A 25,653-nucleotide genomic window follows, 5' to 3' on the forward strand; every position below is an offset into this window, starting at 1 on the left:
CCACACGTTCGCAGATTCGCGACGCTGTAATGTGGTTGTCATGTTTTTATGATGGCTTAATAATTTTTCAAGGTTCAGCGGGCGCTTTTGTGTTCGCCCATACTTAACTTAACGCATTTGTTTCGGTTTGTAAAGGTATTTTGAGTAAAAACTCTCATAATTATTAACTTTGATATTCCAAGTCGGCTGCAACCCTTTTCCTGAAAGGCTTATAAGCTGTAACGCTGTTAAATTTCACTGGGCGGACGGGCAAGATGCCGCTCCCACGCCTCGTTTCCAAAATAGGGTCATGCAAAACTGAATGGCTGTCAGCTTAAACCCAATCATGTAGCGATGAGATGGGTATCGCCCTTGGCTTCAACATCTGAATGAAGGGGCTAAAAATCAAGCTGGGACAGAGCTTGTTCCATGTCTAAGTCCAAAAACTGGTTGACGGGTTTGTAAATCCAGTAGCTCGGTGATAGTGAATCTGAGCCGATTCTTTCAAACCCCAAAGCCATTGCTAAGCTCTCATAGCTGTATACGGGATGGAGAATCATCACATATAAATCGCACAGGTTGGGAAAATCAACCTGCATTTGTCTTAAGGTTTCTTGCGTATCCTTTAAGAATCGACACACATTGTCTCTCGTTTGGTAGGGAGTATCGATCTTCCAGCTCCGGACAAAGACAGCAGAGCAATCTGGATCGGGAGGGATAGCGATTTGCAGTGGATCGCTCTCGGAATTAGAACCTAAATGCAGGGTTTTGCTCGGAGGGAGAAAGAAATTTTTCTCACAATCTTCAGCGGTAGGATACAAAAGGTAAAATCCTACCGGTTTATAGTTATCACAACGGCGCAGTACCCGCATACCTTTGGGGTATTCCTTGACCCAACGGCGCAAGACATTAACAATCTTGAGTTTGACAGCAGCGGTGTCGCTGTTTAGCCAGCCATAGAGGTTAGAGAGAACTTCTGCAACGAAGACAGCATCGCTGTGGTGGAAGGCATCCACCTTTACGGGTTGAGGAGATGGCGGCGGCTTGAGTTGATATAGGATTTGAATACAAAGACTATTGCCATCAAATTTTTTCTCGATTAATCCGCGATCGCGCAGTTTATCCAGCATCATTCCCGCCGCGCGATCGCTTCCCTGCTCTTGGTCACAATAGAACAGTGTGGCAGCTTCCTGAAGGGTACAAGAGACAAAACCATCGGGTAGTGACAATTCTGTAAGTGGCAATTTCAGGTGTTCTCCCAGCTTTCGCTGCTGCTTGACTATGAGATAAGCCCACAATCGGAGATAGCATCTAGCCTGACGCGCCGTTAGGGTAATCTGTTCGCAAATCCTGGAGATGTATTTTTGCTGCTGTTCAATCGGAAAACACTGATTGATATTTTCTGGCCCCATAGCCTCCGGGTTGCTGCGCTTTCAGTCCCTAAAATGCTACTACGAAATTCAGTTATCTAAGCCTTAAGTAACCTAAATGATAGATGGCCTCATCTATTTTGTGACTCTCGCTACTAATCAGCGATGCGAATCTTGTAAAAGATCGGCTCAAAACTTCCCCTAACTTCAGCTAACTTCACCCCACTTCACCTTACAGCACCGACTTCAGATTGTTTGATGCATCTACAACAGGCTCATGGCAGATACACCGATGCAAAAAGCAGAATGACAGTAATACTCAACTGATAAGTCTTGCGGCAACTTAACTTTTTTGTTGACAATCCTCAAGGATATTCACGATGGTCATTCTCAGTGGTGAACTCAAGAGCAATATCGAAACAGCCGAAACATCAAAGCATTCAGGAAAAAATTTTAAAGAGATTCACTCTAAAAATTCTCAACAAGCTTCTTGGTTGCAAGTCATTATCGAAGGCTTGGTTGATGGTGTTTTGGTTCTAACTCAGCAAGGAGAGTGGGTTTACGCGAATGAGTGCGGACGTCAAATTTGCCACCAAATTTCCCCAGAGCAATCACAACAGAATTTTGTCCCACCAGCCATCTGGCATGTGTGCGAATTGTTGCTCGATCACCTCGATCCGTTTGCCGAGAAAGAAATAGTTATTAATAATGAAATCAAACTGACGAATTCAGCTAATTTTCGGATTCGAGTTCGCTGGTTAGTCTTAGAAGAAAGTGCTTGCCCTTACTTGTTGGTGACAATCGAAGACCAACATCAGGCTAGAAAAATGCAAGCCATGGCGGATGCCCAAAAATATCGATTAACTCGTCGTGAAGCAGAAGTTTGGTCACTGCATCAATCTAAGCTTTCTTACAAAGAGATTGCCGACCAGTTGTACATTACACTCAATACTGTCAAAAAGCACATCAAGAATATTTACGCTAAACAACAATGATTCCTGGAAAGTTAGGATTAAGCCATCGTTAAATCTGTCATTTTTCGTTCAATTTATCGGTCGCTTAACTTTCTCTATGGGGCATTGCAGCACAAAACTTTTTTGACTGTTCGTGACGCCTGTTTAATCCTTATTAAGGGGTATAATATTGAGTCGTTTACGAACTTCAACCAGTGGAGTATGCCAGTCGGATTGAATATCCCAATCAATTAAAGATTTGGCTTGCCGACTCATCTTGAAGACTTGTCTAATTTCTTGGAAATTGCACATACCGCTTAGCCATCCCACTAACACAACTATCGCACTCGTTGGACGAAACACTTGAGCACGGGTAAAGATCTGAAGCATAAATTCATCACGGGGTGAGGAGGTGAAGCCTGTAAGAACATGCCAAATATCGTGGGTTCGCTGAATCAAATCTCCACTATTCAGCGGATTCAAACGGTTATGATCGAGGAAATTTGCGACTTCACGACCTAAGGTTCCATGAGGTAACTGACGTAATTCTTCTAATTTTTCTGAGGTGATTGTAAACTCTCGCTCAGGATAAATTTGAGGATTAACCGTCTGAGCAAGCTTCAAGATAATTTTTAACCAAAATGGCATGATAAAATTCTCCTTTCTTAGAGTTGTCTTTAATATGCCTGTAGATTAAAAAAATTTTTTGATGGGCGATAGTACCCCAGAGGGTACTCTTCCCCACAAAAACTGTAGGTAGAAACAAAGATATCACAGGATAGATCAGGTACTTCATAGAGTCTGATCTGTCATTTCCCCTATTACTTTCTCTGGGAGCATCCCATTTGTACAAATATCTTTTTTGTCTCAGTACTATCCCCCTTGTCCCCCTCGTCCCTTCTCAAAACTGTTTTTGCAACTTTGGGATGCCCACTTTCTCCTTTCAAGGGATGCTTAAAATTCCGGAGAAGGGTAGCAAAATTCAAGCTTTGAAACGATTTCTGCCATGTCTAAGGCTAAAAACTGATCGACTGCCATGTACAACCAGTAGACAGCTATCTTCGGATCGATACCAATTTTTTGAAACCCTAAAGCCTGTACCAGTGCTTCATATCTAGGATGAATTAGGAGCGCGTAGAAATCACAAAGATTGGGAAAATCAGCTTGCATTCGCACTAAGGTATGCTGCACATCTTCTAAAAAACGATGCACATTTTGCCAATTCTTATAGGGTGCATCAATCATCCAGCTACGCACCATAATTGAGGTACAGTCATCCTTGCCAGGGATAGCTATTTTAACAGGGTCGATATCCGAGGCGGAACTCAAATGAAGACTTTTTCCAGGAGGTAGAGAAAATTTTTCCTCAGATTCCGGCGCGACAGGATAAAGCACGTAAAATCCAACGGGATGAGAGGTGTCACAACGACGCAGCACGCGCATCCCAGTGGGATATTGTACTGCCCAAGAGCGTAGTAACTTTTTAATCTTGTGAGGTACAGTTGCCGTCGTGTTGTTCATCCAGTTGTAGTTGTGAGCGAGAAAACTCGCCACGGGAACGGCGTCAGTTCGAGGGTTAAACTCATCGAGTACGAACTCTACGGGGTGTGCTGACTCAAAGGATTCGTGCAGGTTCGGCACACAGCGAATCTGCAAACAAATTGTATTGCCATCAAAATCTTTCTGAATTAATCCAAGGGCAGCGAGGATATCAATCATCATTCCCGCCGCGCGATCGCTGCCTCGGTCTTTGTTAGCATAAAACAATTCTGCTGCTTCGCGATGGGTGCAAGCAACAAAACCTTCTGGAAGTTGTAATTGAGTCAACGGTTGTCTCAAAACAGAGCCTAATTCTTGTTGCTGCTTGAGTAGTAGATAAGTCCACAACCGCACAAAACATTCAGCTCGACGACGTGTTAAACCGACTCGCCGGGGATTTAGGAGCATTGAAATGTAATTGCGCTGTTGCTCAATCGGAAACCACTGATCGATCAATTCTGGATTCATATCCCGTAGGTTGTTGAACGAATAGAGCCTTTGGTCGAGTCAATTCGTGTTCCGTAGCTATAGTACTTATCGTTGTTTCTTGATTTTTTATGCAATCCATCTCGTCTAAAAACACATTCAGCGTTCTAGAACGAAACTTAATCATCCCTGAAACAGTCACTACGGATACTCATTGCCTCCAATTACCGGAGCAATCTAGATCAACACCCTGAAATCGCATGATTTCGTATTGTATTAGCAAAAGCCTGAAATCGCCGAAAAACTTCACCCTACTTCAGGTTAATTCAGCTTTCCTCTATCTCTACAACAGAATTCGCTAAGTTTGGGAAATCTCCGACTCAATCCTTGTAGCTACACCCAACCGAAACGCAAAATGACCTTAACCCTCAACTGAGAAGAGTCTCCCATCGCTTGACTCCTCAGCTGTGACTTTGAAGGAGATTCACGATGTCCATGTTGGCAGCTAAACTGAACCGTCACCTTAAAACTGTTGAAAGACTGAATTCTTCTGACATACAGCTCAAAGCGTCTCATGCTGAACATTCAAAACACCCTAATTTGCTGCAAGCCATTATTGAAGGCTTTATGGATGGTGTCTTAATTTTGACTGAAAAAGGAGAATTGATTCACGCGAATCAGCGTGCGCGTCGCCTTTGCCTGCAATTTTCCTCAGAGCAATTACAACCCAATTTAGTCCCTCTACCTATTTGGCGAATTTGCGAATCCTTGATCGATAGCCGCGAACTATTTCCCGAACAAACCATGATTATTGAGGCGGAACTAGACACAAAGAATGCAGAGGTTTTGCGCGTTAGGGTTCGATGGCTACAGTTCGAGCAAGGTGATACTCCTAACTTGTTAGTAACCCTTGAAAATAGGAGTCAGTCTACTAACACTACAGCGTTTACGGAGGCACAACAATATAATTTGACTCCCCGTGAATCAGAAGTTTGGTCACTCCGTCGCGCCAACTACTCTTACAAAGAAATCGCCACCAAATTGTATATTACGACCAACACCGTCAAGAAACACCTGAAAAATGTTTACGCCAAACAACAAATGAGTGATTGGAGTGAGAAAGAACGAGACGTCAGTTAGTTTTAGCTAACCTCAATTCCAGCTTTCAGCTTTTCTGCTGAGCAACGGGAGGATTTCTCAACCCAGCGCGGGGAGTCCTCTACTATTGCATTCACGAAGTGAGTCTTGGAGAATTTTACACAAAAACCGGGATGTTGTTGGATACGTCACACTTCTAAATAAATGACTGTGTGATGATCGAACCCATGCCAATTTTCCACTCCCGAACCGTTACTTACAGTCCTGCTTACACTCTTGTTCCGACTTACGAGTGCTTTAATCGCTGTACTTACTGCAATTTTCGCACCGACTCAGGGCAAAGCCCTTGGTTGAACCTTTCTGAGGCACAAAGTAAGCTGAGACAGCTTCAAACTCAGGGTGTGTGTGAAATTCTGCTACTCAGTGGCGAGGTACATCCCCGATCATCACGTCGAGCTGAATGGTTCAAACGAATTTATGATTTAGGTGAACTCGCCCTGTCATTGGGATTTTTGCCCCATACCAATGCCGGCCCCCTGAGTTTTGAGGAAATGAAAGCCCTCAAACAGGTGAATGTGTCGATGGGGTTAATGCTGGAACAGTTAACGCCCAAGTTACTGCAAACTGTTCATCGTCATGCTCCCAGTAAGATACCAGGGGTGCGTTTGCAACAGTTGGAATGGGCAGGAGAATTGCGGATTCCGTTTACAACGGGGTTACTGTTGGGGATTGGGGAGACTCAAGAAGATTGGTGGGAGACGTTGGAGGCGATCGCACGGCTTCACTATACTTATGGTCATATCCAAGAAGTTATCCTGCAACCCCATAGTCCTGGAAGTCAGCAGAGTTGGGATGCTCCTGCTTTTGATCCCGACCAATTACCAGAGGTTATTGCCAAAGCGCGTGAAATTTTGCCAGCGGATATTACGATTCAAATTCCGCCGAATTTAGTCGGCGACACCGTAGGGGCGATTCATGAATCGCCCCTACAGGTATGTTTGGAGGCGGGTGCGAGGGATTTGGGGGGAATTGGGCCAAAAGATGAGGTGAATCCTGATTATCCTCATCCTAGTGCTCAGGAACTTAGGGAAATTTTAGAGCCTGCTGGGTGGGAGTTGGTGCCGAGATTGCCGATTTATCCTCAATATGACAGTTGGTTGTCACCGAATTTGAGATCGCTGGTTGAGGGGTGGCGGACTGGTGCATTGCCTGAAACTGTAGGGGAGATTCATGAATCGCCCCTACGCGAGATTTAAACTCTAGGTTAGAATCGCGCTCAATGGCAAAATTTTCGATTTATGGCTTCCAATCCCGACTTACTCGATAACCTCTAACCTCTACAACGCCTTTGACCCGTGTCGACCTTTACCCGCAGGTGACCCGAACTATGTGGATTGTCGCGACGTGCGGGGAGATGAGGATGTTGTGGAGGATTTGGGGAAGCGGATGCGGCGTTCTGAGCGAGTGACGTGTCAGCTATACTCCGGTCATCGAGGCGCGGGAAAATCCACCGAACTGCTCAGGTTAAAGCAATATCTGGAACAGCAGAAGTTCTATGTGGTCTATTTTGCCGCCGATGAAGAGGATATTCAATCTGAGGATGCTCAATATACCGATATTCTTTTAGCCTGTACCCGCCATCTGCTGGATGAATTAAACAAAAGTGCAAATCCAGCACCATTGTTGAATTGGGTGAAAAAACGCTGCCAAGAGTTGAAAGATTTGGCACTGATGGAGATATCGTTTGAGGGGATGAGTGTCGAGGGACAAATCGCCCAGTTTGCCAAGTTGACTGCGAATTTAAGAGCAGAACCCACGATGCGGCAACAGATTCGAGAGAAGGTGAATCCTCATACGGTTAGCTTGATTGATGTTTTAAATGAGTTTCTCAATGAGGCGAAGCAGCATTTGCCCAATGGTTGTAATCAACTGGCGGTGATTGTAGATAACTTAGATCGGATTGTGCCAGTGTTTCAGGAGACTGGACGCACGAACCATGAGGAGATTTTTCTCGATCGCAGCGAACAACTCAAAGCTTTAGATTGCCATCTGATTTACACGGTTCCTATCTCAATGGTGTACTCGAACCGTGCTACGGATATCCGAGATATCTATAGCGATACTCAAGTTTTGCCCATGATTATGGTGCGGACTCCGGATGGGACAGTCTACCAACCGGGACTTGAGAAAATCAAAGAAATTATTGGTAGGCGAGTCAGGCAATTTGCGCCTAAGTTATCTCTGGATACAGAAATCTTTGATAGTCGGGATACCTTAGAGCAACTGTGTCTGATGAGTGGGGGTCATGTGCGGAATCTGCTATTGTTGACGCAAGATGCGATCGCACGCACGGACGAGTTACCGATTTCCGCCAAAGCAGTACGCACAGCGATTACTAGAGCGAGGGATACTTATCGCCGCACGGTTGGGAACGAGCAATGGTGTTTATTAGCTGAAATCTCTCGCTCTAAGCGGATTGTTAATGATGATGACTATCGGAGTTTATTATTTAATCGCTGTCTTTTAGAATATCGTTATTGGAATCAAGAGGGTGAGTTGGATCGCTGGTGTGACGTTCACCCGCTCATTCGAGGGATTCAGGAATTTAAGGAAGCGGTAGCTCAACTTTAGCTCGTTAATATTGACTTACCCGCTTAACGCCAGGGATTCAAATCCCTGGCTAATAGCATATCAGTCCTCTTCAGAGGACTGATATGCTAACTGTACAAGGGTTTTACTCAGATCTTGCAGCAAGTCGCTTTGACCCCACCCCAACCCTCCCCTTATTAAGGGGAGGGAGCTAAGTTCCCCCCTTACCAACCGGAGCTTTAGTGAGGAGGGCTAGGGGGGTGATGCAAGATGTGAGTTTTAGTCCATTGAAATGGACTTGAGCTATGAGCCGTGGATTTAAATCCACGGCGGACTTCCTTCCTTACAGGAATTGGCGGTCAGAAATTCAAGGAATTTGTATAACCTCAGAAGCAATGGATTGGGACGAGGAAATCCCTGATGACCCAGAAGAAGAATATCTTGCCTTAGTCTGCGCTCTCAAGCGGAAAAAAGGCTTTGGTTTGTTTTTCGTTCGCTGCTCCCAGAAGGAAGGGAAGCAGATAATCGAGAGAATGAAGCAGGATATTCCTCAGAAAACCATTGAGGTTTTACGATTCATTGAGCCGATTGATAATTTATACAATCGAGTTACCAAGCTCGCCAATAGAGATAAGATAGATATTCTCTTTATCCAAGGCATTGAATACTCGTTGTATGAGTACGAACTTAAGACATTTGGAGAAATTACTGAACTTTACTATAATAATTTTACCAGCGTTCCTCGGATTTTAAGTCATTTAAATCAACAGCGAGAACGGTTTCGAGACGATTTTGATATTTGCTTTGTTTTCCTGTTGTGTCCATTTGCGCTTAAGTATTTTATTCAACGCGCTCCAGATTTTTTTGATTGGAAATCTGGGGTTTTTGATTTTCCGACTCATCCAGAGATTGTAAAGGAAGAAACAAAACGCCTCCTGCTGGAAGGAGATTATGAGGAGTACCTAAAACTGACTCCTCAAGAACGGGTTAAAAAAATTATAGAAATTCAAGGTTTGCTGGCAGAAGACTATCAGACCTACAGTTATAGAGTTTATTTACTGGGTGAACTAGGTAATTTGTTGGTTACAGCGAAAGAATATGAAGGTGCGATCGCATCTTACGACCAAGCCCTCAAAATTCAACCCGACGACCACCAAGCCTGGATTATCCGGGGCATTGTGCTTTTTGATTTAGGACGACTAGAAGAGGCGATAACTTCTTGCGACCAAGCCCTCAAAATTCAACCCGACGACCACCAAGCCTGGATTATCCGGGGCATGGCGCTGAGTAATTTAGGTCGCTTAGAAGAGGTGATCGCTTCTTACGACCAAGCCCTCAAAATCAAACCCGACGACCACCAAGCATGGAACAACCGGGGCTATGCGCTGGGGAAATTAGGACGCTTAGAAGAAGCAATAGCATCTTACGACCAAGCCCTCAAATTTAAACCCGACTACCACCAAGTCTGGAACAACCGGGGCTATGCGCTGATTAATTTAGGACGCTTAGAAGAAGCAATAGTATCTTACGACCAAGCCCTCAAATTTAAACCTGACTACCACGAAGTCTGGAACCTTCGGGGCATGGTGCTGAGTAATTTAGGACGACTAGAAGAAGCAATAGCATCTTACGACCAAGCCCTCAAATTTAAACCCGACTACCACTATGCCTGGAACTTCCGGGGGATTGCGCTGAAGAATTTAGGACGATTAGAAGAAGCAATAGCATCTTACAACCAAGCCCTCAAAATCAAACCCGATTATCACGAAGCCTGGTACAACCGGGGCATTGTGCTGGGGAATTTAGGACGATTAAAAGAGGCGATAGCTTCATTCGACCAAGCCCTCAAAATCAAACCCGATTATCACGAAGCCTGGAACAACCGAGGCTATGCGCTGGGGAATTTAGGACGACTAGAAGAGGCGATAGCGTCATTCGACCAAGCCCTCAAAATCAAACCCGATTACCACGAAGTCTGGAACCTTCGGGGCATGGTGCTGAGTAAATTAGGATGCTTAGAAGAGGCGATAGCGTCATTCGACCAAGCCCTCAAATTTAAACCCGACTACCACTATGCCTGGAACTTCCGGGGGATTGCGCTGAAGAATTTAGGACGATTAGAAGAAGCGATCGCCTCTTACGACCAAGCCTTAAAAATTAAACCCGACTCCCCCAACGCTTTCTATAACAAAGCTTGCAGTTATGCTTTGCAAGGCAATATCGAGCAGGCAATTGAAAACCTGCAACAGGCAATTAATCTAAGTCCTGATGAATATCGACAGATGGCAAAAACTGACTCGGATTTTGACAGCATTCGAGAAGACGAACGCTTTCAAATGTTAATTCAATAACTGCTACCGAGCAATTAGCACCATACCCTAGAAATACGATGTATATATCGTGCCTCTACAAGTTCTCAGGAAAACACAATCCTATCCACTCCCCCTTTGTTAAAGAACTCTAACCGAAGCTCCGCCATTGTGTCCCCGATAGGACTTACGCACTCAGCCAGTTTGACAACGGTAGAATGGGGTTCCCAGCTTCTTGAGCAACGCTCAAAACAACCAGATTTCGTTGCAGTGCATAAGTCCTACCCTCTTCCCAAAAGCAGAGTGTAAACTCCCCATAAAGGCTGAAGCCCCAAATCCGAACGAAAAGGCAAGATTCAGGCGTTGAGTCACTCATCAATGCTATGATCGCGGAGAAATTCATGCATGAACAAAGGGTAATACATATGACGCAAGCACCTGTCTCCCCTGTGGTGCTAGTCATCTTGGACGGCTGGGGCTACCGTGAAGCAACGGATGGAAATGCCATTGCCGCCGCCAAGACACCCGTGATGGATAGCCTCTGGGCAGCTTACCCCCATACTCTAATTCGCACTTCCGGGAAGGCTGTAGGGCTACCAGAGGGTCAAATGGGTAACTCAGAAGTGGGTCACCTCAATATTGGCGCTGGACGCGTGGTTCCGCAAGAATTAGTTCGTATCTCTGATGCCGTAGAAGATGGTACGTTGAGAGACAATAAGGCGCTACTGCAAGTCTGCCAGGACGTTAAAAATCGAGGCAGTAAGCTTCACCTGGTAGGTTTGTGTTCGGACGGTGGGGTGCATTCTCACATAGACCATCTGCTCGGATTGCTGGATTTCGCTAAATCCCAAGAACTGTCTAATGTCTGTATCCACGCCATTACCGATGGCCGTGATACCCAGCCGATGGACGGGGTTAAGGCGATTCAAAAAATTGAAGATCACATTCAAAAAATCGGTGTTGGACGCATCGTCACAATCAGCGGTCGCTACTACGCCATGGATCGAGACCGACGCTGGGATCGCGTTCAGCTAGCTTATCAGGCCATAACCCAGGATGGCATGGGAGATGGTCGCTCAGCGATTGAGGTGTTAAAAGCTTCCTATAACTCAAATCTCACAGATGAGTTTGTCCTGCCCACCCGAATTGACACGGGGGCTGTGGAAGCAGGAGACGGGATCATTTTCTTTAACTTCCGCCCCGACCGTGCGCGGCAACTCACACAAGCATTAGTTGATCCCAACTTTAAAGGATTTGAGCGAGAGCAAATCCACTCCCTCGCTTTCGCTACCTTTACCCAGTACGACCCGTCATTCCCTGTACTGGTCGCGTTTGAGCCTCAAAACTTGAACAATATTCTGGGGGGAGTGATTGCTCAGCACGGTTTACGTCAATTTCGCACGGCTGAAACCGAGAAATATGCCCACGTTACTTACTTTTTTAATGGTGGTTTAGAACTGCCGTTTGAGGGTGAGGACAGGGAACTGGTACAAAGTCCCATGGTGCCAACTTATGACCGGGCACCGGCGATGTCAGCCGCAGAAGTCACAGATGTGGCGGTAAGAGCGATTGAAAAACGCATCTACTCTCTGGTTGTGATCAACTATGCCAATACTGACATGGTCGGGCATACCGGGAATATTGAAGCCTCCGTGCAAGCGGTGGAGACGGTAGACCGATGCCTGGGACGCCTAATCGAAAGCATTAACAAAGCGGGTGGTACAGCCTTGATTACCGCAGACCACGGCAATGCTGAGTATATGCGCGATGAGGCAGGCAATCCTTGGACGGCTCACACAACCAACCCCGTGCCCTTTATCCTAGTGGAAGGGGAAGGATTAAAAATCCCCGGATATGGCACAGAAGTTGCCTTAAGCAGCGACGGGCGTTTGGCAGATCTTGCGCCGACAATCCTGGAAATTTTAAAATTACCCCAGCCGCCAGAGATGACAGGCCACTCTCTGCTACAACCCATTGAATTAGAAGTCCGGCCCAATCGAACACCCGTGCGTGTTTCTCTTTAGTCATTCGTTGCGACTAACAACCAACCACTAACAACCAACCACTTAACTATGTCGATTGTTCAAGTCATACAAGCTATCTGGGCCGTATCTGCCTTGGGTGTAATTGTTTTGGTATTGCTCCATAGTCCCAAGGGCGATGGAATTGGGGGCATCGGGGGTCAAGCCCAACTGTTTACGAGTACCAAGAGTGCAGAGACAGCCCTAAACCGGATTACCTGGGTATTTTCTGTGATTTTTATTGGTTTGACCGTGGTTTTAAGCGCGGGTTGGTTGGGCAAGTGATGATCACTGCGCTACGTGTCATTTTGACATGTTTCCTGTGCAGGGAATGTCTCATGAGTCACATCTTTTTACAACCGCAGATAGAGGCGGATTAACCCAGATCATCTCAAAATTTCACGGATTTAAAATATCTGCGGTTATCAATTGAAAAGATGAGACGAATGACTAGACAAAGGTTAAGGCGTCACCGGGTTAGTGCCTGGAGACGCCTTCTACTATTAGGAGTGGCGATCGCTACAAGTCTATGGCTCATCTTGTCTCAGTTACAGCCGCTGAAGGCTCAAGGTATCGCGAGCCGTAGCGGCGAAGCGACAGGGGTTAAGCCAGGAAACCAAGAGTATCTATTAAAAACTGCGGAGTTATCTTCAGCTTCAGCTTCCCTACCCACTCCTCAGGTTCACCCGTTGCCAACACCTCTAGCACAATGGCAAGACGTGACAGACGCAGGTGATTACTTCGCTGAAATAAAACTAACTCCGGTAGGCTATCTGGTTTGGTCACATTTCCCTGTGACAATTTACGTCGAACGACCGAAAGAGCCGAATGAATCATCCGCGAGTAACCAGCGTTTCCAGAAGTGGGTTGATGCCGTATTGCAGGCTGTACGGGAATGGAATATCTATTTGCCTTTGCAGGTAGTCACCCAGCGAGAAGGCGCGGATATCTTGATTTTGCGCGAGCGCCCTCCTGTGCAAGCCTCCTTGGATCGCGAAACAGGAAAATTCAACATCCCTCGCGCTCGTTCTGCTCAAACCCGCTACGAATTTTATCTCCGTCAAACCGACAAGGCACCGCAGGAGATATTATCACAACGCTTAACCATCCAGCTAAGTCCCCACCAAACCGATCACTATACCCTAGCAACGGCACGTCACGAACTCGGTCATGCTTTGGGACTCTGGGGGCATAGTGCTTTAGAAACCGACATCATGTACTTTTCCCAAGTCCGCCATTCGCCTCCGATTTCGGTCAGGGATATTAATACCCTGAAACGGATTTATCAACAACCAACCCGTGTAGGATGGCCTTTGGCGACTCAGACTCGTGGTGAAGAATGAGAGGTTTAAGCTTGATAAATTTTGCTCTCAATCTGGGATAATTTCTCATCGATTTCAAAATGGTTGCACTGCTCCCATTTATCTGCGATCGCCAAAATTTGTCCCATCAAAGAGTAGGCATCCTGTGAGCAAGACAGTTCTATAATGCCCCAATCGCCATCCTCAATAGCGGTATCTTCCAGAACGGCGAGACTTTGTTCGAGTTCCGTTCTGGCATCTTTGAGTAATTGACCTAACCGTTTGGCATTTCGTTTTTGAGCTTTGGCTTGTTGACGTGTAAGTAACATAGTGATTCTTTTAACCTCTACTGCTGATATTTCAACAATAGAAATTCCACCTCATCCGGATGAAGTACAATATGTAACTTTGTCAAGTGTCTCGTTGATTTTGCTGAGTTTAGGCTGATTTGTCGCGGTTGCGGTGGTTTGGGTTAGGACAATCTGCCAAGTGGTTTTTTCGGGTCAGGCGCGAGCGCACACCCTTATCTTTAGCCTGACTTCCAGTTCAGATAGTTGTCTCATCGTTTATATTTGATGAGATTGAGTAAGTAAGACTCTAACTGGAATTTGGGAAAAAGGAATACATGATGGAGACGATTCCATTTTTAGTGACCCTGCCTGAAGAAGATGAGCAGGAGGTAAAAGGCATTTTTTCCGGTGACACAGAAATAGTGGTGCGGGATTTGCCGACAGAGCAACTTCGAGAAAACTTGAAGAAGGTCTGCCAGGGAGTTACTACTATACTCAAAGATGTCAAGCAGGTCGGAGGCTTTCAGCTCAAGCAAGTCACAATTCAGGTTGAAGTGACTGCTGAAGGCGGTATAGAGCTTGTTGGGACAGCTAAGCTGGGAGGCAAAGGGGCAATCACGCTAACGTTCTCGGAGTAATCGATGAAAAAACGGCGGGCGCTGCTGATTGGGGTTCCTGAGTATCAAAATAAATCCATCCCAGATTTACCAGTTGTACGGCGAGATGTGGCAAGCCTTGAACTGGTTTTGAAAAGATCTGGATTTGATGTGCGCTCACAAGGTATTGAGGACAAGTTTGATAGTGGGCGCAGCATGATCTGGGATAGTCTCCTACAGATATGCCAGAACGCAAAATCTGGAGAGATATTGCTCCTTTATTTTTCAGGGCATGGAGTGCATTACCAAGGTAAGGATTACCTTGTCCCCTCGGATGCAATTTTGGAACGACCTGGAGCATTCGCTCAATTTCTTGTTCCTTGCGATCTTTTGGATGACGTAGTTGACAAGTCAAAGGCGGAAACTATTGTCTTTTTCATTGATGCTTGTCGTGAGGGTCTTGATTTAGGAGTGAAGGGTCTTTCTCTAGTGAAGTGGGCTGATAGCCTGCAAAAGAAAGCTATGCAGCGTAATTTCCTCCGGGTATTTTCTTGCGGTCGCGGTCAGTTTAGCCGCTTCACAAAGGGTGAACAAGGATTCAGTCTCTTTACCCAGGCTTTAGTAGATATTCTCGATCCAGAGCATCCAGCCCATGAGCTTGGCGACATCTTGAGAGCAGCTCAAGCCAGACTTGATGAGTTGGTGGAGGAACATGACATAAAGCACCGACAGCAAATTTGTTACTTAACCGAGGATAGGGTAGACGCTTTACTGGCACAGGACATTCTCTCGCGAGTTATCCTCAAGGACACGCCTCTGGTAATAGCTGCAAGTCAGGCTGAAGAGCGTTGGCGTGTAGAAGTCTTGCACTCGCCTCTGTGGAGTGAGGAAAATACTGACACCGATGGCGCAATCGCTGAGCTTAAACAGCAGGTATATAGAATAGTCACTGCTTGTTGGCAACAATGGAGCCTTGCCCATGAAAAGTTTCAGCAAGATCCCTGGCGGGATGAATTATACCCAATCCGAATTTTAAAGGCTCTTGAGTTGCTGGTGCTTCAGTCCGATCCACCTACTGAGCTTACTCCAGTTGAAAAAGCCCTAATTATTGCTGCTCCATTTGTTTGTGAAGCAGTACTGGCTAATGCCTTAGTGCAGGCGGTTGAATTCAAACTCGACCCCTTGTCTTTGGATGAAAATAATCCAGCAATTGGTTTCCAAATTGCTTTAGGGAAAGTGCATCGACTCCACCAACGATTAGTTACGAAAGCTCAGCAATTTACAAAACAGGGATGTGTGACAGAATGTGAGGCAGTGAAATCATGGTTGCTATATCGTTGCTTGCTTCGTACACCTGAAATCTGGCAGTTCCAGTTAGCAGGAGGTTATCTTTCTGTCAATTTTGCCAACGCGTTGGAAGAGGCAATTAGAAGTAAGTTTGGTTTTGGGACGACAACTTTGTCACCACCGATTCCCCTAGAAATTCTAACGGATTTGGGGCGCTCTCTTCTTGCAGAACCTGAAAGTATTGACCGTTATGCTGCTAAGCAGCCGGTTGGATTTCTTAAAACACAGGTTGTCCGAGTAAAGATGCTTGGCTACCTCTTGAAACTAGCTGGATTGCTAGCTATAGATGTGCGAACACTCTCAGATGTGTTAGTGGATAATATAGGTCTTGCTGACCGCCTGACAGATGAAGCAAATCGACTAACTCCTGAAGAGGTATGCACTAAGATATCTGAATCTCTCTGGCTTAGAGCTGGAGCTGGCTATACACTTAGTGTGACCTGCCGTCATCCAGCACTAGATTTTGCACTACGCGAACATGTCGAGTACGCTAGCACAGTTCTTAACCATGTTCTTCGGAATAGGGATGAGAAACCTCACGCTTTGGAAGCGCTTTCGGGTTTACCATTACGCCTAACCACTGATGGTATTAAGCCAGAGAAAGGGAAAAATAGAGCTCCACTTTATAAAACACCCCATGTATATTTTCAACTAGCTCACGATGAAATTCGCGATTTGCTCATGGGAGAACAGCTCTATGGCGATCCTGCCCTAGCTATCCGAGAACTATATCAAAATGCACTAGATGCCTGCCGCTATCGAGAAGCGCGGCATAAATATCTAAAACAGAAGTCCCTTGATGAATATCTGGATCATTCATGGGAGGGACATATCATCTTCACTCAGGGAATTGATGATGATGGGCGCTCCTATATTGAGTGCAAGGACAATGGAATTGGTATGGGATCTCAGCAGTTAACTCAGTGCTTCGCCCGTGCGGGTCGTCGCTTCTCCGATTTGCCGGAATTCATTAAAGAACAGGCTGAATGGCTGCAATGTTACCCACCTATCCGGCTGTACCCAAACAGTCAGTTTGGAATTGGTGTGTTCAGCTACTTTATGCTAGCTGAGGAGTTACTTGTGGAGACTTGTCAGCTTGAAAGCGATGGTCGGCCTGGAAAACGCTTGCGCGTCCACGTACCTGGTAGTAGTGGTCTTTTCCGAATACAAGAGTCGGGGTTGGGAACTGATTCAGGGACGCGGGTACGTCTTTACTTGAACAAAACTCACCTTAAAGGTAAAGGTCAGCTAATCTCTTGTATTGAAATACTGCGGAAGCTGTTGTGGGTAGCGGAGTTCCGAACTGAAGTCCAGCAGTTTGGCAGGTTAGAAGTATGGGAACCTGGACAACTGCGGCATCCTGATTATCCTCAGAGTTCCTGTCTCAAGGCAGCAGACACTGATATCTGGTGGGTGCCAGAGAAGAGTGAGTATTGGTATAAAGATAGTGGATGTATTTTGTCAGATGGACTTTGGACTGAGGAGTCTCAGCCCGGTTTTGTAGCAAACTTGCGCGGGAAACGCCGTCCCAAACTAACGGTGGATCGCAAAAATATTGTGCAGTGGGATCGTACCTGGGTCAGTGAGGCACTAAAGCAGAATTCAGAACCTTTACTAAACTGGCCTCATTTGGATCTTGAATGGCTGTGGAAGCTGGCACAAAAACATCCGCAAGTTGCTGAAAATGTAGTAGCAATGCTTTCGCAAAGGAAAGCAAATGTGAAATTAGGAATATGGGGTTACAGTGATGAAGTGCCAATTTCAGAGTTGGGATGCTTTGAACATGATCGAAATCTACACTTCTTTAGACATGGATTAGGATTAGAGTTCCGGTTCCTCACCTACTACTTTCCTTGGTGGATACTTACTTATCGGGTCATTGCATGGGAACGTTGCGGATTAGTAAAGGTTTCAACGACATTCTTGGAAAGTCTACCCGCATCAATGAAGTTAGAATTGTGTCCGGTACCGCGAGCTGGTGATGGTATTGCTCTCTCCCAAGATCTACATGGCTCGCTAATTCATTCTCTTCAGGATAATGTCCCGCCTGCTCATATAGTTTTGGCTACCGAACGACTAAATGAACCTATAGCCTCAACAGTCAAACGACTTCAGCGATTTGTACCTTTGGGGTTGAAAATGCCGAGGGTAGTTCTAGAATCTCTTAATGAGAAAAGTGCCGACGAAGAAGATTTGATTGCACTGTCAAGGAGAATAACGGAAAAGGATAAGTATCCTTGGATTGAGCAGCGAATATCTGCTGCCCATATTGTTCTAACGTCTGCACGGCTAGGCGAATCTGTGCCTGACATCATTAGACGACTCCGGAAATTTTTACCTTTAGGGTTAGAAGTAACACAGGTTAATTTGGAGACATTGGACAAAGTTCCTGTAAATCAGGAAGATATCATTGCTCTTTCAAAAGAACTAGACGGAGAAGAAGCTTTATCTAGTGATCGGATATCTCCCGTTCAGATAGTTTTTGCTGCTAATCGGCTGAATGAGCCTATAGTTGAAACTCTTAAACGGCTAGAAAAATTTATACCCTTAGGTCTAGAATTACCTAAAGTACATTTAGAAACATTAGGTAACTTTCAGCCGAATCAGAAGGATTTGATTTCTCTTTCGGAAAAAATGGATGGAAAAAGGGCTTGGACTGAAGACCGGATACCTGTCGCTCATATAGTTCGATTGGCTGGGCAGCTAAATGAGCCTGTAGCTGATACTCTACAACGACTTCAGAAATTTTTACCCTTAGGACTAAAGTTGCCACAGGTAAATCTGAACTTTTTAGAAAATTTCACGATAGACCGTGAGGATGTAATCATCTTCTCAGAAGAGTTAGGCTCAGAGTATTCAAAGATCAGAAGTACATGGCTTGAAGATCGGCTGACTCCTGCCCACTTAATCACAACTGCTGTCAAGTTAAATAAAACTGTAGTTAATTCCTTGGAACGCTTTAAACGATTTGTACCTTTGGGGTTAGAGGTTCCAGAGATAGACTTACAGTCTCTAGAAGCTCTCATTTCAGATAAGAAGAACTTGATTTCACTCTCGAAAAACCTAAGTGAAAAGCCAGATAGTCCAAATGACATACTACAAGGTACCATTCACCCTACTCGCATAATTCTGGCTGCATTGGCTTTGGATGAGCCAGTAACAGAAACGCTAGAGCGATTTCGTCGTTTTGCACCAGTACTAGAGCTGACTTTACCCGAAGGAGAGCCAGAATCTTGGAAATTTTGTAATGACGAGAGTGAGCGCAGTGTTAACGGGGAACAGTAAAAATTTTAGGCGATCGCACTCCACCCTCAACGCCACAATCCCTTAATTTCCCGCCAAATGGGTGACTTCCCAGACTTAGAAACCGGATGAGTTAAAACTCCCTGACTGGGACTAAATAAAAACGCCAGCATAAAAAATCCGAAGGCAACTAAAACAATCGCTGGCCCAGAAGGTAAATTGAAAAAATAACTCAAATACATCCCGCTAATACTAGCAACAACCCCAATTGCCGAACCCAACATCATCATCTGGTGCAATCGACTGACTAATAAATAAGCCGTTGCTCCCGGAGTAATCAGCATGGCTAGGACTAGGATGACACCCACAGCTTTGAGACTGGCAACAATCGTCAAAGCAATCAAAATCATTAAACCAAAATTCAGTAAATTGATAGGTAAACCAGCCGCTTGGGCACCGATAGGGTCAAAGGTATAAAACATCAATTCTTTATACAAAAGTGCAACAATCGCTAAAACAATGACTGTAATAATTGCTGTATTAATAACCTCTTGAGACGAAACACTGAGGATATTCCCAAACAGAAAGTGATTCAGGTCAATTTTATTATCTTTCTGAACAACAGTAATTAAAGTGATACCCAAGGCAAAAAAGGCAGAAAAAACAATGCCCATTGCCGCATCTTCTTTAATTTGCGATCGCGTCCTAATCCAAGTAATCACCATCGTGCTGACAACACCCGCGATAAACGCTCCCACAAAAATATCGGCACCCACAATAAACGCGATCGCAAGTCCCGGCAACACCGAATGACTAATCGCATCTCCCAGCAACGCCAACCGCTGCACCATCAAATAGCTGCCAACCGAAGCGCACACAATACCAACCAAAACGGCGACTATTAGCGATCGCTGCATGAATCCATATTGCAGCGGTTCAATTAGAGTTTCGAGCATAAACAGTTATTTGATTCGCTGTTGAGTTCAAGAGTGAAGAGAGTATTGAATCAACCTTAAGCCGCTGCATTCTCCGAAAAGAACACCACCTGCCCCCCATAAGCACGCTGCAAATTCTCCGAACTCAGCACCTCTTGACGCGAACCACTAGCAATTAACTCTCGATTCAACAAAATCAAATCATCAAAATTAGTAATCGCTTGCCCTAAATCATGATTAACAACTACCAAGGTTTTGCCAGCGTCAGCAAGTTCGTGAAATATATCAAAAATCACAGCTTCGGTTTTCTTATCAATCCCCACTAACGGCTCATCAAAGCAGAAAATCTCCGCTTCTTCCGTTAACGCCCGTGCCAAGAAGACACGCTGTTGCTGTCCTCCCGATAGCTGTCCAATGGGGCGAGATCGAAACTCACTCATCCCCACCCGTGCCAAAGCCTCTGCCGCCAAACGCCTGGATACTGTGGAAAAGCGGCGAAACCATCCCGTCTTCCGTACTCGCCCCATCATCACCACATCCCACACGGTTGCGGGGTAAGTCCAATCAATTTGCGATCGCTGCGGCACATACGCGACTTTTTCCAACTGCTCCATCAAGGGTTGCCCCTGATACATCGCTGTCCCGCTTGTTGCGGGAATTAAGCCCAACATGGCTTTGATTAGGGTACTTTTACCCGCACCATTAGGCCCAATAACTCCCGTCAGCTTACCAGGCTGGATGTCACAATTGATATTTTTTAGCGCCTCTACCATACGGTACTGCACACCAAGTTGCTGTATGGTTACAGTTTTGAGCTGTGACCTACAATTATCTCCGCATTCATAGTCTCTAAGCATCGAATCGACCTTCCGGAAAGTGGCAGTTGTCATGGTGGAGCCTTCCTGGGAGCGAAATATGAAACAATTGTGAAAATATCGTAACGTGAAAAATGAAAAGAATATGAAAATAAATGTATCAACGCTATGAACGTGAACCCTCACTCTGAAGGAAGAAAGCAGACATTCTTGAAGAAGGCAGAAGGCAGCGGAGTTCATACGAGGAAGCAGAAGGCAAAAGGTTTTGTTTACAAGGGGATTCAAACCCCTCCTGAACAGGAGTCAGTGAAGATTGTTCACTCTTGGCTTGATAGCCTTACTCCTTGCAGTCGTGGGTTCATGTCGAAGGGATTCATAAAAGCCTTCTGCTTCTGTCCTCTGCCTTTTTTTGTGAACTCCTCACCACTACGCCCTTCGAGCTATCCTCCCCTAGTCAGTAGCAACGCTTCACGCCAACGCTATGGGTGGTTAGCCGTTACAGGTCTTATGCTTGGCTTTTTAATCAGTGGATGTAACTCCACTAAGAGCAAGCCAATCGGTTCTGAGCAATCCGATCAGCCTCAAGTCGTTTCTACCAGCACGATTATCACAGACTGGACGGAGCAAGTGGGGGGAGACGAGATTCAACTGAAGGGTATCCTAAAACCAGGTGCAGACCCCCATGTTTATGAACCTGTGCCCATGGATAGTCAGGTGTTGGAAGAGGCCGATCTAATTCTCTACAACGGCTACAATCTGGAGCCAGGGCTGATTAAGCTGATGAATTCTGCGGGGGTGAAGGCGAAGAAGTTGGCGGTTGGGGAAGTCGTTCAGCCGTTAGATTTTAACTACAACGGGAAACGAGCGCCTGATCCTCATGTTTGGGGTGATGCCAAAAATGCGATCGCGATGGTGAATGCAATTCGCGATCAGTTAATCGAACTTTCACCCGAAGATAAACAGAAGTTTACCCAGAATGCAGCACAACTTACGGCTCAATTGCAGCAGATTGATGTTTGGATCACTCAGCAAATTCAAACCATTCCAGAAAAGCAGCGCAAACTTGTAACCACACATGATGCGTTTCAATACTATGCTCGTGCCTACAGTATACCCGTTGCAGGTACCCTAATTGGCATCAGTACCGAAGAACAACCCAGCGCCCAAACTGTGAAACGGTTGTCCGATTCTGTAAAAGCGGTGGGCGTACCCGCCATTTTTGCCGAAACCACCATTAACCCAGCTCTGATTAAAACCGTCGCCCAGGAAGCTGGGGTAAAACTCGCGTCACAAGAACTCTACTCTGACTCTATTGGCGCACCAGGGGGGGAGGGGGATAGCTACGTCAAAATGATGGTGGCGAATACTCGCACCATTGTAGAAGCGCTGGGCGGTCAGTACAGAGCTTTCGAGGCTGTCCAAAAGCCAAAAACAACTTCTAAGCGATGAGCTTGCCCTCAAACGCTGTTTTTCCAAAAATTAAACTCTTTGATTTTTCTCAATATCATAAGATCTTAATAAAAGTGAACAAATAGCGGCTGGAAGCTAAACCAATGGCTGTCAACTACTCAGATATAGATATTGCACCGTTAATTGATCACGCCCTGCTCAATCCAGCAGCAACACCCGAACAAGTGGAAAAGTGTTGCGGCGAGGCAGACCGATTTAACTTCGCCACGGTGTGTATCTACCCAGTTTATGTGAAGCAAGCCACTGAGTTGCTTCGCGGCAAGACACCGAAAGTCTGTACAGTCATTGGTTTTCCCACAGGGGCAACAACACCAGCCGCCAAGCTTTATGAAGCACAAGAGGCCGTGGAAAATGGAGCAACGGAACTCGACGTGGTGATTCACATTGGTGGCTTGAAGGCGGGAAAAACGAACGAAATCTACCGAGAAATTGCCCAAATTTGTGAGACAACGGGTCAAACCGTAAAAGCGATATTAGAAACTGCCCTCTTGACAGATGCTCAGAAGCGCCTCGCTGCGGAAATATGTATGGACGCAGGAGTGCAATTTCTGAAAACGAGTACTGGCTGGAATGGAGGTGCAACCGTGGCGGATATCCGACTTTTGAAAAAAGTGACACAAGGACAAATTGGCATTAAGGCAGCAGGAGGTATACGGACACTAGAGCAAGCTTTTGAGTTAGTTCAAGCAGGAGCGACGCGTCTGGGTACATCTCGCGGGCCTGATTTACTCCGACAGCGCGATACGCTGGAAAAGGACGATGGAGAATAGGTGAGCGCGTTAACAGGTTGGCAAGGAAAGCCAATTGAACCTTCAAGCTTCAACCTTTAAGCTTCAACCTTCAAGCTTCAACCCTCTGACCCAGGAGCGATGAGCCGAACCTACAAAGCCACTGGTATTATTCTTAAATGTATGCCGCTTGGGGAAGCGGACAAACTGGTCACGATTTTGACGCGGGAGTTGGGTCTGATCCGAGCGGTCGCACCAGGCGCTCGCAAGCAGAACTCGAAATTGGGTGGCAGAAGTGGTTTGTTTGTCGTCAATGATCTGTTGTTGGCGAAGGGGCGATCGCTCGATAAAATTACTCAGGCAGAAACCCTGGAGTCTTACCCAGGATTGAGTAAAACTTTAGGAAAACTGGCCGCCAGTCAATACTTGGCAGAAGTCGTTCTCTGTCATGCTTTAAGTGAGCAGCCACAGGAGGAACTGTACGAGCTACTTAACGAACATTTGCGGCGTCTGGAGTGTTTGCCGCATACCAGCGATCGCCAAGCGCTCCTATTGAGCGCCGATCCTAATTCAGAGGCATCCTCGGTACTGGCTCACTTATCACACGGAGTTTTTCATCTGCTGGCGTTGGCAGGCATCGCGCCCCAAGTTCGAGTTTGTTGTGTTACCCAAGACTTCCTCCAACCGGATTTTACCGACCCGGATTGGCGAGTTGGTTTTAGTGTTGACGCCGGTGGTACAGTCAGCTTAGCGGCCAAGGCATTGGAGGGTGAGCGATTTAAGCGTTCCGTGCTAGTCAGGAAAGTTGAGCCTCAAGCCCAGGGGGACGACTCGATGGATGTCCCGACTACACCGCCTCCTAGAGTGAATATGAAACTAGATGCGATCGAGTTAACGCTGCTTCAACAGCTAGCGGAGGCGGATTTACCACAACTGACGGCGATTTTACCAGAGTCACTGACAAACCTGTTGCATCCGGAATCCATCAATGAGGCTTGGGTAAAAGTAGAGCGAGTTTTACGAGAGTATGTCCAATATCACTATGGTCGAGCGATTCGCTCAGCGGCGTTAGTTGATGCCCTCTCTATTCCCGATTTTTGAGATTCACTCATTCATAAAAAAGTCTAGTCCATATGAATTTTATTCATCACCTAAACAAGAAGAATGCAATTATCTGACCCAGAACGATTAACAAAACTATCCTGTAATGAAACGTCTGACCCTATGGCTGAGCCCAGCTCCTCTGGAGACGAAGAGCAAAAACCTAGTCAGGTAGAGGGTTTGTTACCAGCTCCTGGTGATACCCTGCTTGAGCCATTAACACGGGGATTTGCGCCGGTTCTCAAGAATCGTAACTTCTTGACACTCTGGAGCGGTCAGGTCTTCTCTCAGATGGCAGACAAGGTTTATTTAGTACTCATGATTGCCTTGATTGCCAATCGCTTTCAAGACGAGAATCAACCGATTAGCGGCTGGGTATCCGCGATTATGGTGGCGTTCACGATTCCCGCCGTGCTATTTGGTTCATTAGCGGGTGTTTTTGTAGACCGATGGTCTAAAAAAGCCGTGCTGGTGGCTAGTAATATTGTGCGAGGTGTGCTGGTTCTAACCTTGCCCTTATTATTGTGGGTGACTCAAGGGTGGGCACCATTTTACAATTTGCCGATCGGCTTCTGCATTTTGTTGGGAATTACGTTCCTGGTTTCTACGTTGACGCAGTTTTTTTCACCCGCAGAGCAGGCCGTGATACCGCTGATTGTGGAACGTGGAGATTTGCTCTCGGCTAACTCTTTATATACGACAACGATGATGGCGTCGTTGATTGTTGGCTTTGCCGTGGGCGAACCCCTGTTAGGACTGGCTGATACGCTGGTGCGTAGTGTCAGTACGAATTGGGACTTTGGCAAAGAACTGCTTGTGGGAGGTTCTTATGCGATCGCCGGTTTACTCCTACTGCTGTTGAAAACCGGCGAAAAGAAAAAGGTGTATGAGGGAGAACCCCCTCATGTGTTTGCGGATATTTTGGACGGTTTGCTCTATGTGAGACACCACCGACGTGTCCGCAATGCCTTAATTCAACTGGTGATTTTATTTTCGGTGTTTGCGGCTTTGTCCGTTCTCGCTGTTCGTCTGGCGGAAATGCTACCCGGATTGAAAGCGTCCCAGTTTGGTTTTTTGCTAGCGGGTGGAGGTGTCGGGATGGCTGGCGGTGCAGCAATTTTGGGGCACTGGGGTCAGCGCTTCTCTCACAACCAACTGAGTCTGTATGGTTCTATGGGGATGGCCGGTTCGCTGGTGGGTATAGCTTTATTCACCCATAGTCTCTGGTTAACTCTTTTAATGACCATTCTGTTGGGAAGTTTCGCAGCTTTGGTCGGCATCCCCATGCAGACCACAATCCAGGCAGAAACGCCGAAAGAAATGCGAGGCAAGGTGTTTGGGCTACAAAATAACGCGGTCAATATTGCTCTGAGCTTGCCCTTAGCTTTAGCCGGTGTGGCAGAAACCATCCTGGGGCTAAAGACAGTATTTTTCAGTTTAGCGGCACTAGTGGTCGCCGGTGGGGTCTTAAACTGGTATATTTCCGGTACAGGATTAACGATGTCAAACAAAGCTGACAAATAGAGACTCGATACCCCACTCA

General features: G+C 46.1%; 21 protein-coding genes. 14 read left to right on the forward strand and 7 right to left on the reverse strand.

Translation table 11 applies throughout. From position 1 onward, the window contains the following. Positions 1-377 precede the first annotated feature (377 nt). On the reverse strand, positions 378-1,391 hold the full coding sequence (locus NDI48_30070) for a hypothetical protein (GenBank protein MEP0835413.1): 1,014 nt from the start codon (positions 1,389-1,391) through the stop codon (positions 378-380). Positions 1,392-1,729: 338 nt separating this feature from the next. On the opposite strand from NDI48_30070, the gene NDI48_30075 reads away from it, so the two are divergent. Next, on the forward strand, positions 1,730-2,344 hold the full coding sequence (locus NDI48_30075; GenBank protein MEP0835414.1) for a helix-turn-helix transcriptional regulator: 615 nt from the start codon (positions 1,730-1,732) through the stop codon (positions 2,342-2,344). Positions 2,345-2,467: 123 nt separating this feature from the next. Here NDI48_30075 and NDI48_30080 read toward each other — a convergent pair whose 3' ends face one another. After that, complete coding sequence (locus NDI48_30080; protein ID MEP0835415.1) at positions 2,468-2,950, reverse strand: ubiquinone biosynthesis protein COQ4; 483 nt, start codon at positions 2,948-2,950, stop codon at positions 2,468-2,470. Between the two features lie 306 nt (positions 2,951-3,256). After that, positions 3,257-4,309 (reverse strand): hypothetical protein, encoded by a 1,053-nt coding sequence (locus tag NDI48_30085; GenBank protein ID MEP0835416.1) that lies wholly within the window; start codon positions 4,307-4,309, stop codon positions 3,257-3,259. Positions 4,310-4,756: 447 nt separating this feature from the next. On the opposite strand from NDI48_30085, the gene NDI48_30090 reads away from it, so the two are divergent. The 4 genes from NDI48_30090 (at position 4,757) to NDI48_30105 (ending at position 10,305) form a co-directional block, all read left to right on the forward strand. After that, positions 4,757-5,407, forward strand: a complete 651-nt coding sequence (locus NDI48_30090; GenBank protein ID MEP0835417.1) for a helix-turn-helix transcriptional regulator — start codon at positions 4,757-4,759, stop codon at positions 5,405-5,407. 185 nt (positions 5,408-5,592) lie between these two features. Then, the gene (cofG, locus tag NDI48_30095) at positions 5,593-6,621 is read left to right on the forward strand and encodes a 7,8-didemethyl-8-hydroxy-5-deazariboflavin synthase subunit CofG (GenBank protein ID MEP0835418.1); all 1,029 of its coding nucleotides are present in this window, start codon (positions 5,593-5,595) and stop codon (positions 6,619-6,621) included. 133 nt (positions 6,622-6,754) lie between these two features. Beyond that, positions 6,755-7,996: an ATP-binding protein gene (locus tag NDI48_30100; protein ID MEP0835419.1), complete on the forward strand. Its 1,242-nt coding sequence runs from the start codon at positions 6,755-6,757 to the stop codon at positions 7,994-7,996. A gap of 263 nt (positions 7,997-8,259) precedes the next feature. After that, positions 8,260-10,305, forward strand: coding sequence for a tetratricopeptide repeat protein (locus tag NDI48_30105; protein ID MEP0835420.1), 2,046 nt, complete (start codon positions 8,260-8,262; stop codon positions 10,303-10,305). Between the two features lie 145 nt (positions 10,306-10,450). Here NDI48_30105 and NDI48_30110 read toward each other — a convergent pair whose 3' ends face one another. Further along, on the reverse strand, positions 10,451-10,639 hold the full coding sequence (locus NDI48_30110) for a hypothetical protein (protein MEP0835421.1): 189 nt from the start codon (positions 10,637-10,639) through the stop codon (positions 10,451-10,453). Between the two features lie 49 nt (positions 10,640-10,688). On the opposite strand from NDI48_30110, the gene gpmI reads away from it, so the two are divergent. The 3 genes from gpmI (at position 10,689) to NDI48_30125 (ending at position 13,627) form a co-directional block, all read left to right on the forward strand. After that, positions 10,689-12,287, forward strand: coding sequence for a 2,3-bisphosphoglycerate-independent phosphoglycerate mutase (gpmI, locus tag NDI48_30115; protein MEP0835422.1), 1,599 nt, complete (start codon positions 10,689-10,691; stop codon positions 12,285-12,287). A gap of 48 nt (positions 12,288-12,335) precedes the next feature. Next, the gene (secG, locus tag NDI48_30120) at positions 12,336-12,569 is read left to right on the forward strand and encodes a preprotein translocase subunit SecG (GenBank protein ID MEP0835423.1); all 234 of its coding nucleotides are present in this window, start codon (positions 12,336-12,338) and stop codon (positions 12,567-12,569) included. A gap of 161 nt (positions 12,570-12,730) precedes the next feature. After that, complete coding sequence (locus NDI48_30125; protein ID MEP0835424.1) at positions 12,731-13,627, forward strand: peptidase; 897 nt, start codon at positions 12,731-12,733, stop codon at positions 13,625-13,627. Positions 13,628-13,632: 5 nt separating this feature from the next. Here NDI48_30125 and NDI48_30130 read toward each other — a convergent pair whose 3' ends face one another. Then, complete coding sequence (locus NDI48_30130; protein MEP0835425.1) at positions 13,633-13,914, reverse strand: hypothetical protein; 282 nt, start codon at positions 13,912-13,914, stop codon at positions 13,633-13,635. A gap of 296 nt (positions 13,915-14,210) precedes the next feature. Here NDI48_30130 and NDI48_30135 point away from each other — a divergent pair, with 296 nt between their 5' ends. After that, the gene (locus NDI48_30135; protein MEP0835426.1) at positions 14,211-14,513 is read left to right on the forward strand and encodes a hypothetical protein; all 303 of its coding nucleotides are present in this window, start codon (positions 14,211-14,213) and stop codon (positions 14,511-14,513) included. A gap of 3 nt (positions 14,514-14,516) precedes the next feature. After that, the gene (locus NDI48_30140) at positions 14,517-19,103 is read left to right on the forward strand and encodes a caspase family protein (protein ID MEP0835427.1); all 4,587 of its coding nucleotides are present in this window, start codon (positions 14,517-14,519) and stop codon (positions 19,101-19,103) included. A 26-nt stretch (positions 19,104-19,129) separates the two neighbouring features. Here NDI48_30140 and NDI48_30145 read toward each other — a convergent pair whose 3' ends face one another. Next, positions 19,130-20,017 carry a metal ABC transporter permease gene (locus tag NDI48_30145; GenBank protein ID MEP0835428.1) on the reverse strand — a complete coding sequence of 296 codons (888 nt, stop codon included), beginning with the start codon at positions 20,015-20,017 and terminating at the stop codon, positions 19,130-19,132. Positions 20,018-20,073: 56 nt separating this feature from the next. Beyond that, positions 20,074-20,853: a metal ABC transporter ATP-binding protein gene (locus NDI48_30150; protein ID MEP0835429.1), complete on the reverse strand. Its 780-nt coding sequence runs from the start codon at positions 20,851-20,853 to the stop codon at positions 20,074-20,076. A gap of 318 nt (positions 20,854-21,171) precedes the next feature. On the opposite strand from NDI48_30150, the gene NDI48_30155 reads away from it, so the two are divergent. From NDI48_30155 to NDI48_30170, 4 genes are all read left to right on the forward strand, one after another. Beyond that, a complete protein-coding gene (locus NDI48_30155) occupies positions 21,172-22,260 on the forward strand; it encodes a metal ABC transporter substrate-binding protein (GenBank protein MEP0835430.1) in 1,089 nt (362 codons plus the stop codon). A 104-nt stretch (positions 22,261-22,364) separates the two neighbouring features. Then, complete coding sequence (deoC, locus tag NDI48_30160; protein ID MEP0835431.1) at positions 22,365-23,051, forward strand: deoxyribose-phosphate aldolase; 687 nt, start codon at positions 22,365-22,367, stop codon at positions 23,049-23,051. Positions 23,052-23,150: 99 nt separating this feature from the next. Beyond that, positions 23,151-24,110 (forward strand): DNA repair protein RecO, encoded by a 960-nt coding sequence (gene recO, locus NDI48_30165; protein MEP0835432.1) that lies wholly within the window; start codon positions 23,151-23,153, stop codon positions 24,108-24,110. A 63-nt stretch (positions 24,111-24,173) separates the two neighbouring features. After that, positions 24,174-25,634 carry an MFS transporter gene (locus tag NDI48_30170; protein ID MEP0835433.1) on the forward strand — a complete coding sequence of 487 codons (1,461 nt, stop codon included), beginning with the start codon at positions 24,174-24,176 and terminating at the stop codon, positions 25,632-25,634. Positions 25,635-25,653 lie beyond the last annotated feature (19 nt).

The organism is Microcoleus sp. AS-A8 (genome assembly GCA_039962225.1).
Taxonomy (GTDB): Bacteria; Cyanobacteriota; Cyanobacteriia; order Cyanobacteriales; family Coleofasciculaceae; genus Allocoleopsis.

Excerpts from the sequence above, each read along its gene's own strand:
- NDI48_30070 (MEP0835413.1), bottom strand. The coding sequence starts at position 1,391 with ATGGGGCCAGAAAATATCAATCAGTGTTTTCCGATTGAACAGCAGCAA.
- NDI48_30075 (MEP0835414.1), top strand. The coding sequence starts at position 1,730 with ATGGTCATTCTCAGTGGTGAACTCAAGAGCAATATCGAAACAGCCGAA.
- NDI48_30080 (MEP0835415.1), bottom strand. The coding sequence starts at position 2,950 with ATGCCATTTTGGTTAAAAATTATCTTGAAGCTTGCTCAGACGGTTAAT.
- NDI48_30085 (MEP0835416.1), bottom strand. The coding sequence starts at position 4,309 with ATGAATCCAGAATTGATCGATCAGTGGTTTCCGATTGAGCAACAGCGC.
- NDI48_30090 (MEP0835417.1), top strand. The coding sequence starts at position 4,757 with ATGTCCATGTTGGCAGCTAAACTGAACCGTCACCTTAAAACTGTTGAA.
- cofG (MEP0835418.1), top strand. The coding sequence starts at position 5,593 with ATGCCAATTTTCCACTCCCGAACCGTTACTTACAGTCCTGCTTACACT.
- NDI48_30105 (MEP0835420.1), top strand. The coding sequence starts at position 8,260 with ATGAGCCGTGGATTTAAATCCACGGCGGACTTCCTTCCTTACAGGAAT.
- NDI48_30110 (MEP0835421.1), bottom strand. The coding sequence starts at position 10,639 with ATGAGTGACTCAACGCCTGAATCTTGCCTTTTCGTTCGGATTTGGGGC.
- gpmI (MEP0835422.1), top strand. The coding sequence starts at position 10,689 with ATGACGCAAGCACCTGTCTCCCCTGTGGTGCTAGTCATCTTGGACGGC.
- secG (MEP0835423.1), top strand. The coding sequence starts at position 12,336 with ATGTCGATTGTTCAAGTCATACAAGCTATCTGGGCCGTATCTGCCTTG.
- NDI48_30125 (MEP0835424.1), top strand. The coding sequence starts at position 12,731 with ATGACTAGACAAAGGTTAAGGCGTCACCGGGTTAGTGCCTGGAGACGC.
- NDI48_30130 (MEP0835425.1), bottom strand. The coding sequence starts at position 13,914 with ATGTTACTTACACGTCAACAAGCCAAAGCTCAAAAACGAAATGCCAAA.
- NDI48_30135 (MEP0835426.1), top strand. The coding sequence starts at position 14,211 with ATGATGGAGACGATTCCATTTTTAGTGACCCTGCCTGAAGAAGATGAG.
- NDI48_30140 (MEP0835427.1), top strand. The coding sequence starts at position 14,517 with ATGAAAAAACGGCGGGCGCTGCTGATTGGGGTTCCTGAGTATCAAAAT.
- NDI48_30145 (MEP0835428.1), bottom strand. The coding sequence starts at position 20,017 with ATGCTCGAAACTCTAATTGAACCGCTGCAATATGGATTCATGCAGCGA.
- NDI48_30150 (MEP0835429.1), bottom strand. The coding sequence starts at position 20,853 with ATGCTTAGAGACTATGAATGCGGAGATAATTGTAGGTCACAGCTCAAA.
- NDI48_30155 (MEP0835430.1), top strand. The coding sequence starts at position 21,172 with ATGTCGAAGGGATTCATAAAAGCCTTCTGCTTCTGTCCTCTGCCTTTT.
- deoC (MEP0835431.1), top strand. The coding sequence starts at position 22,365 with ATGGCTGTCAACTACTCAGATATAGATATTGCACCGTTAATTGATCAC.
- recO (MEP0835432.1), top strand. The coding sequence starts at position 23,151 with ATGAGCCGAACCTACAAAGCCACTGGTATTATTCTTAAATGTATGCCG.
- NDI48_30170 (MEP0835433.1), top strand. The coding sequence starts at position 24,174 with ATGCAATTATCTGACCCAGAACGATTAACAAAACTATCCTGTAATGAA.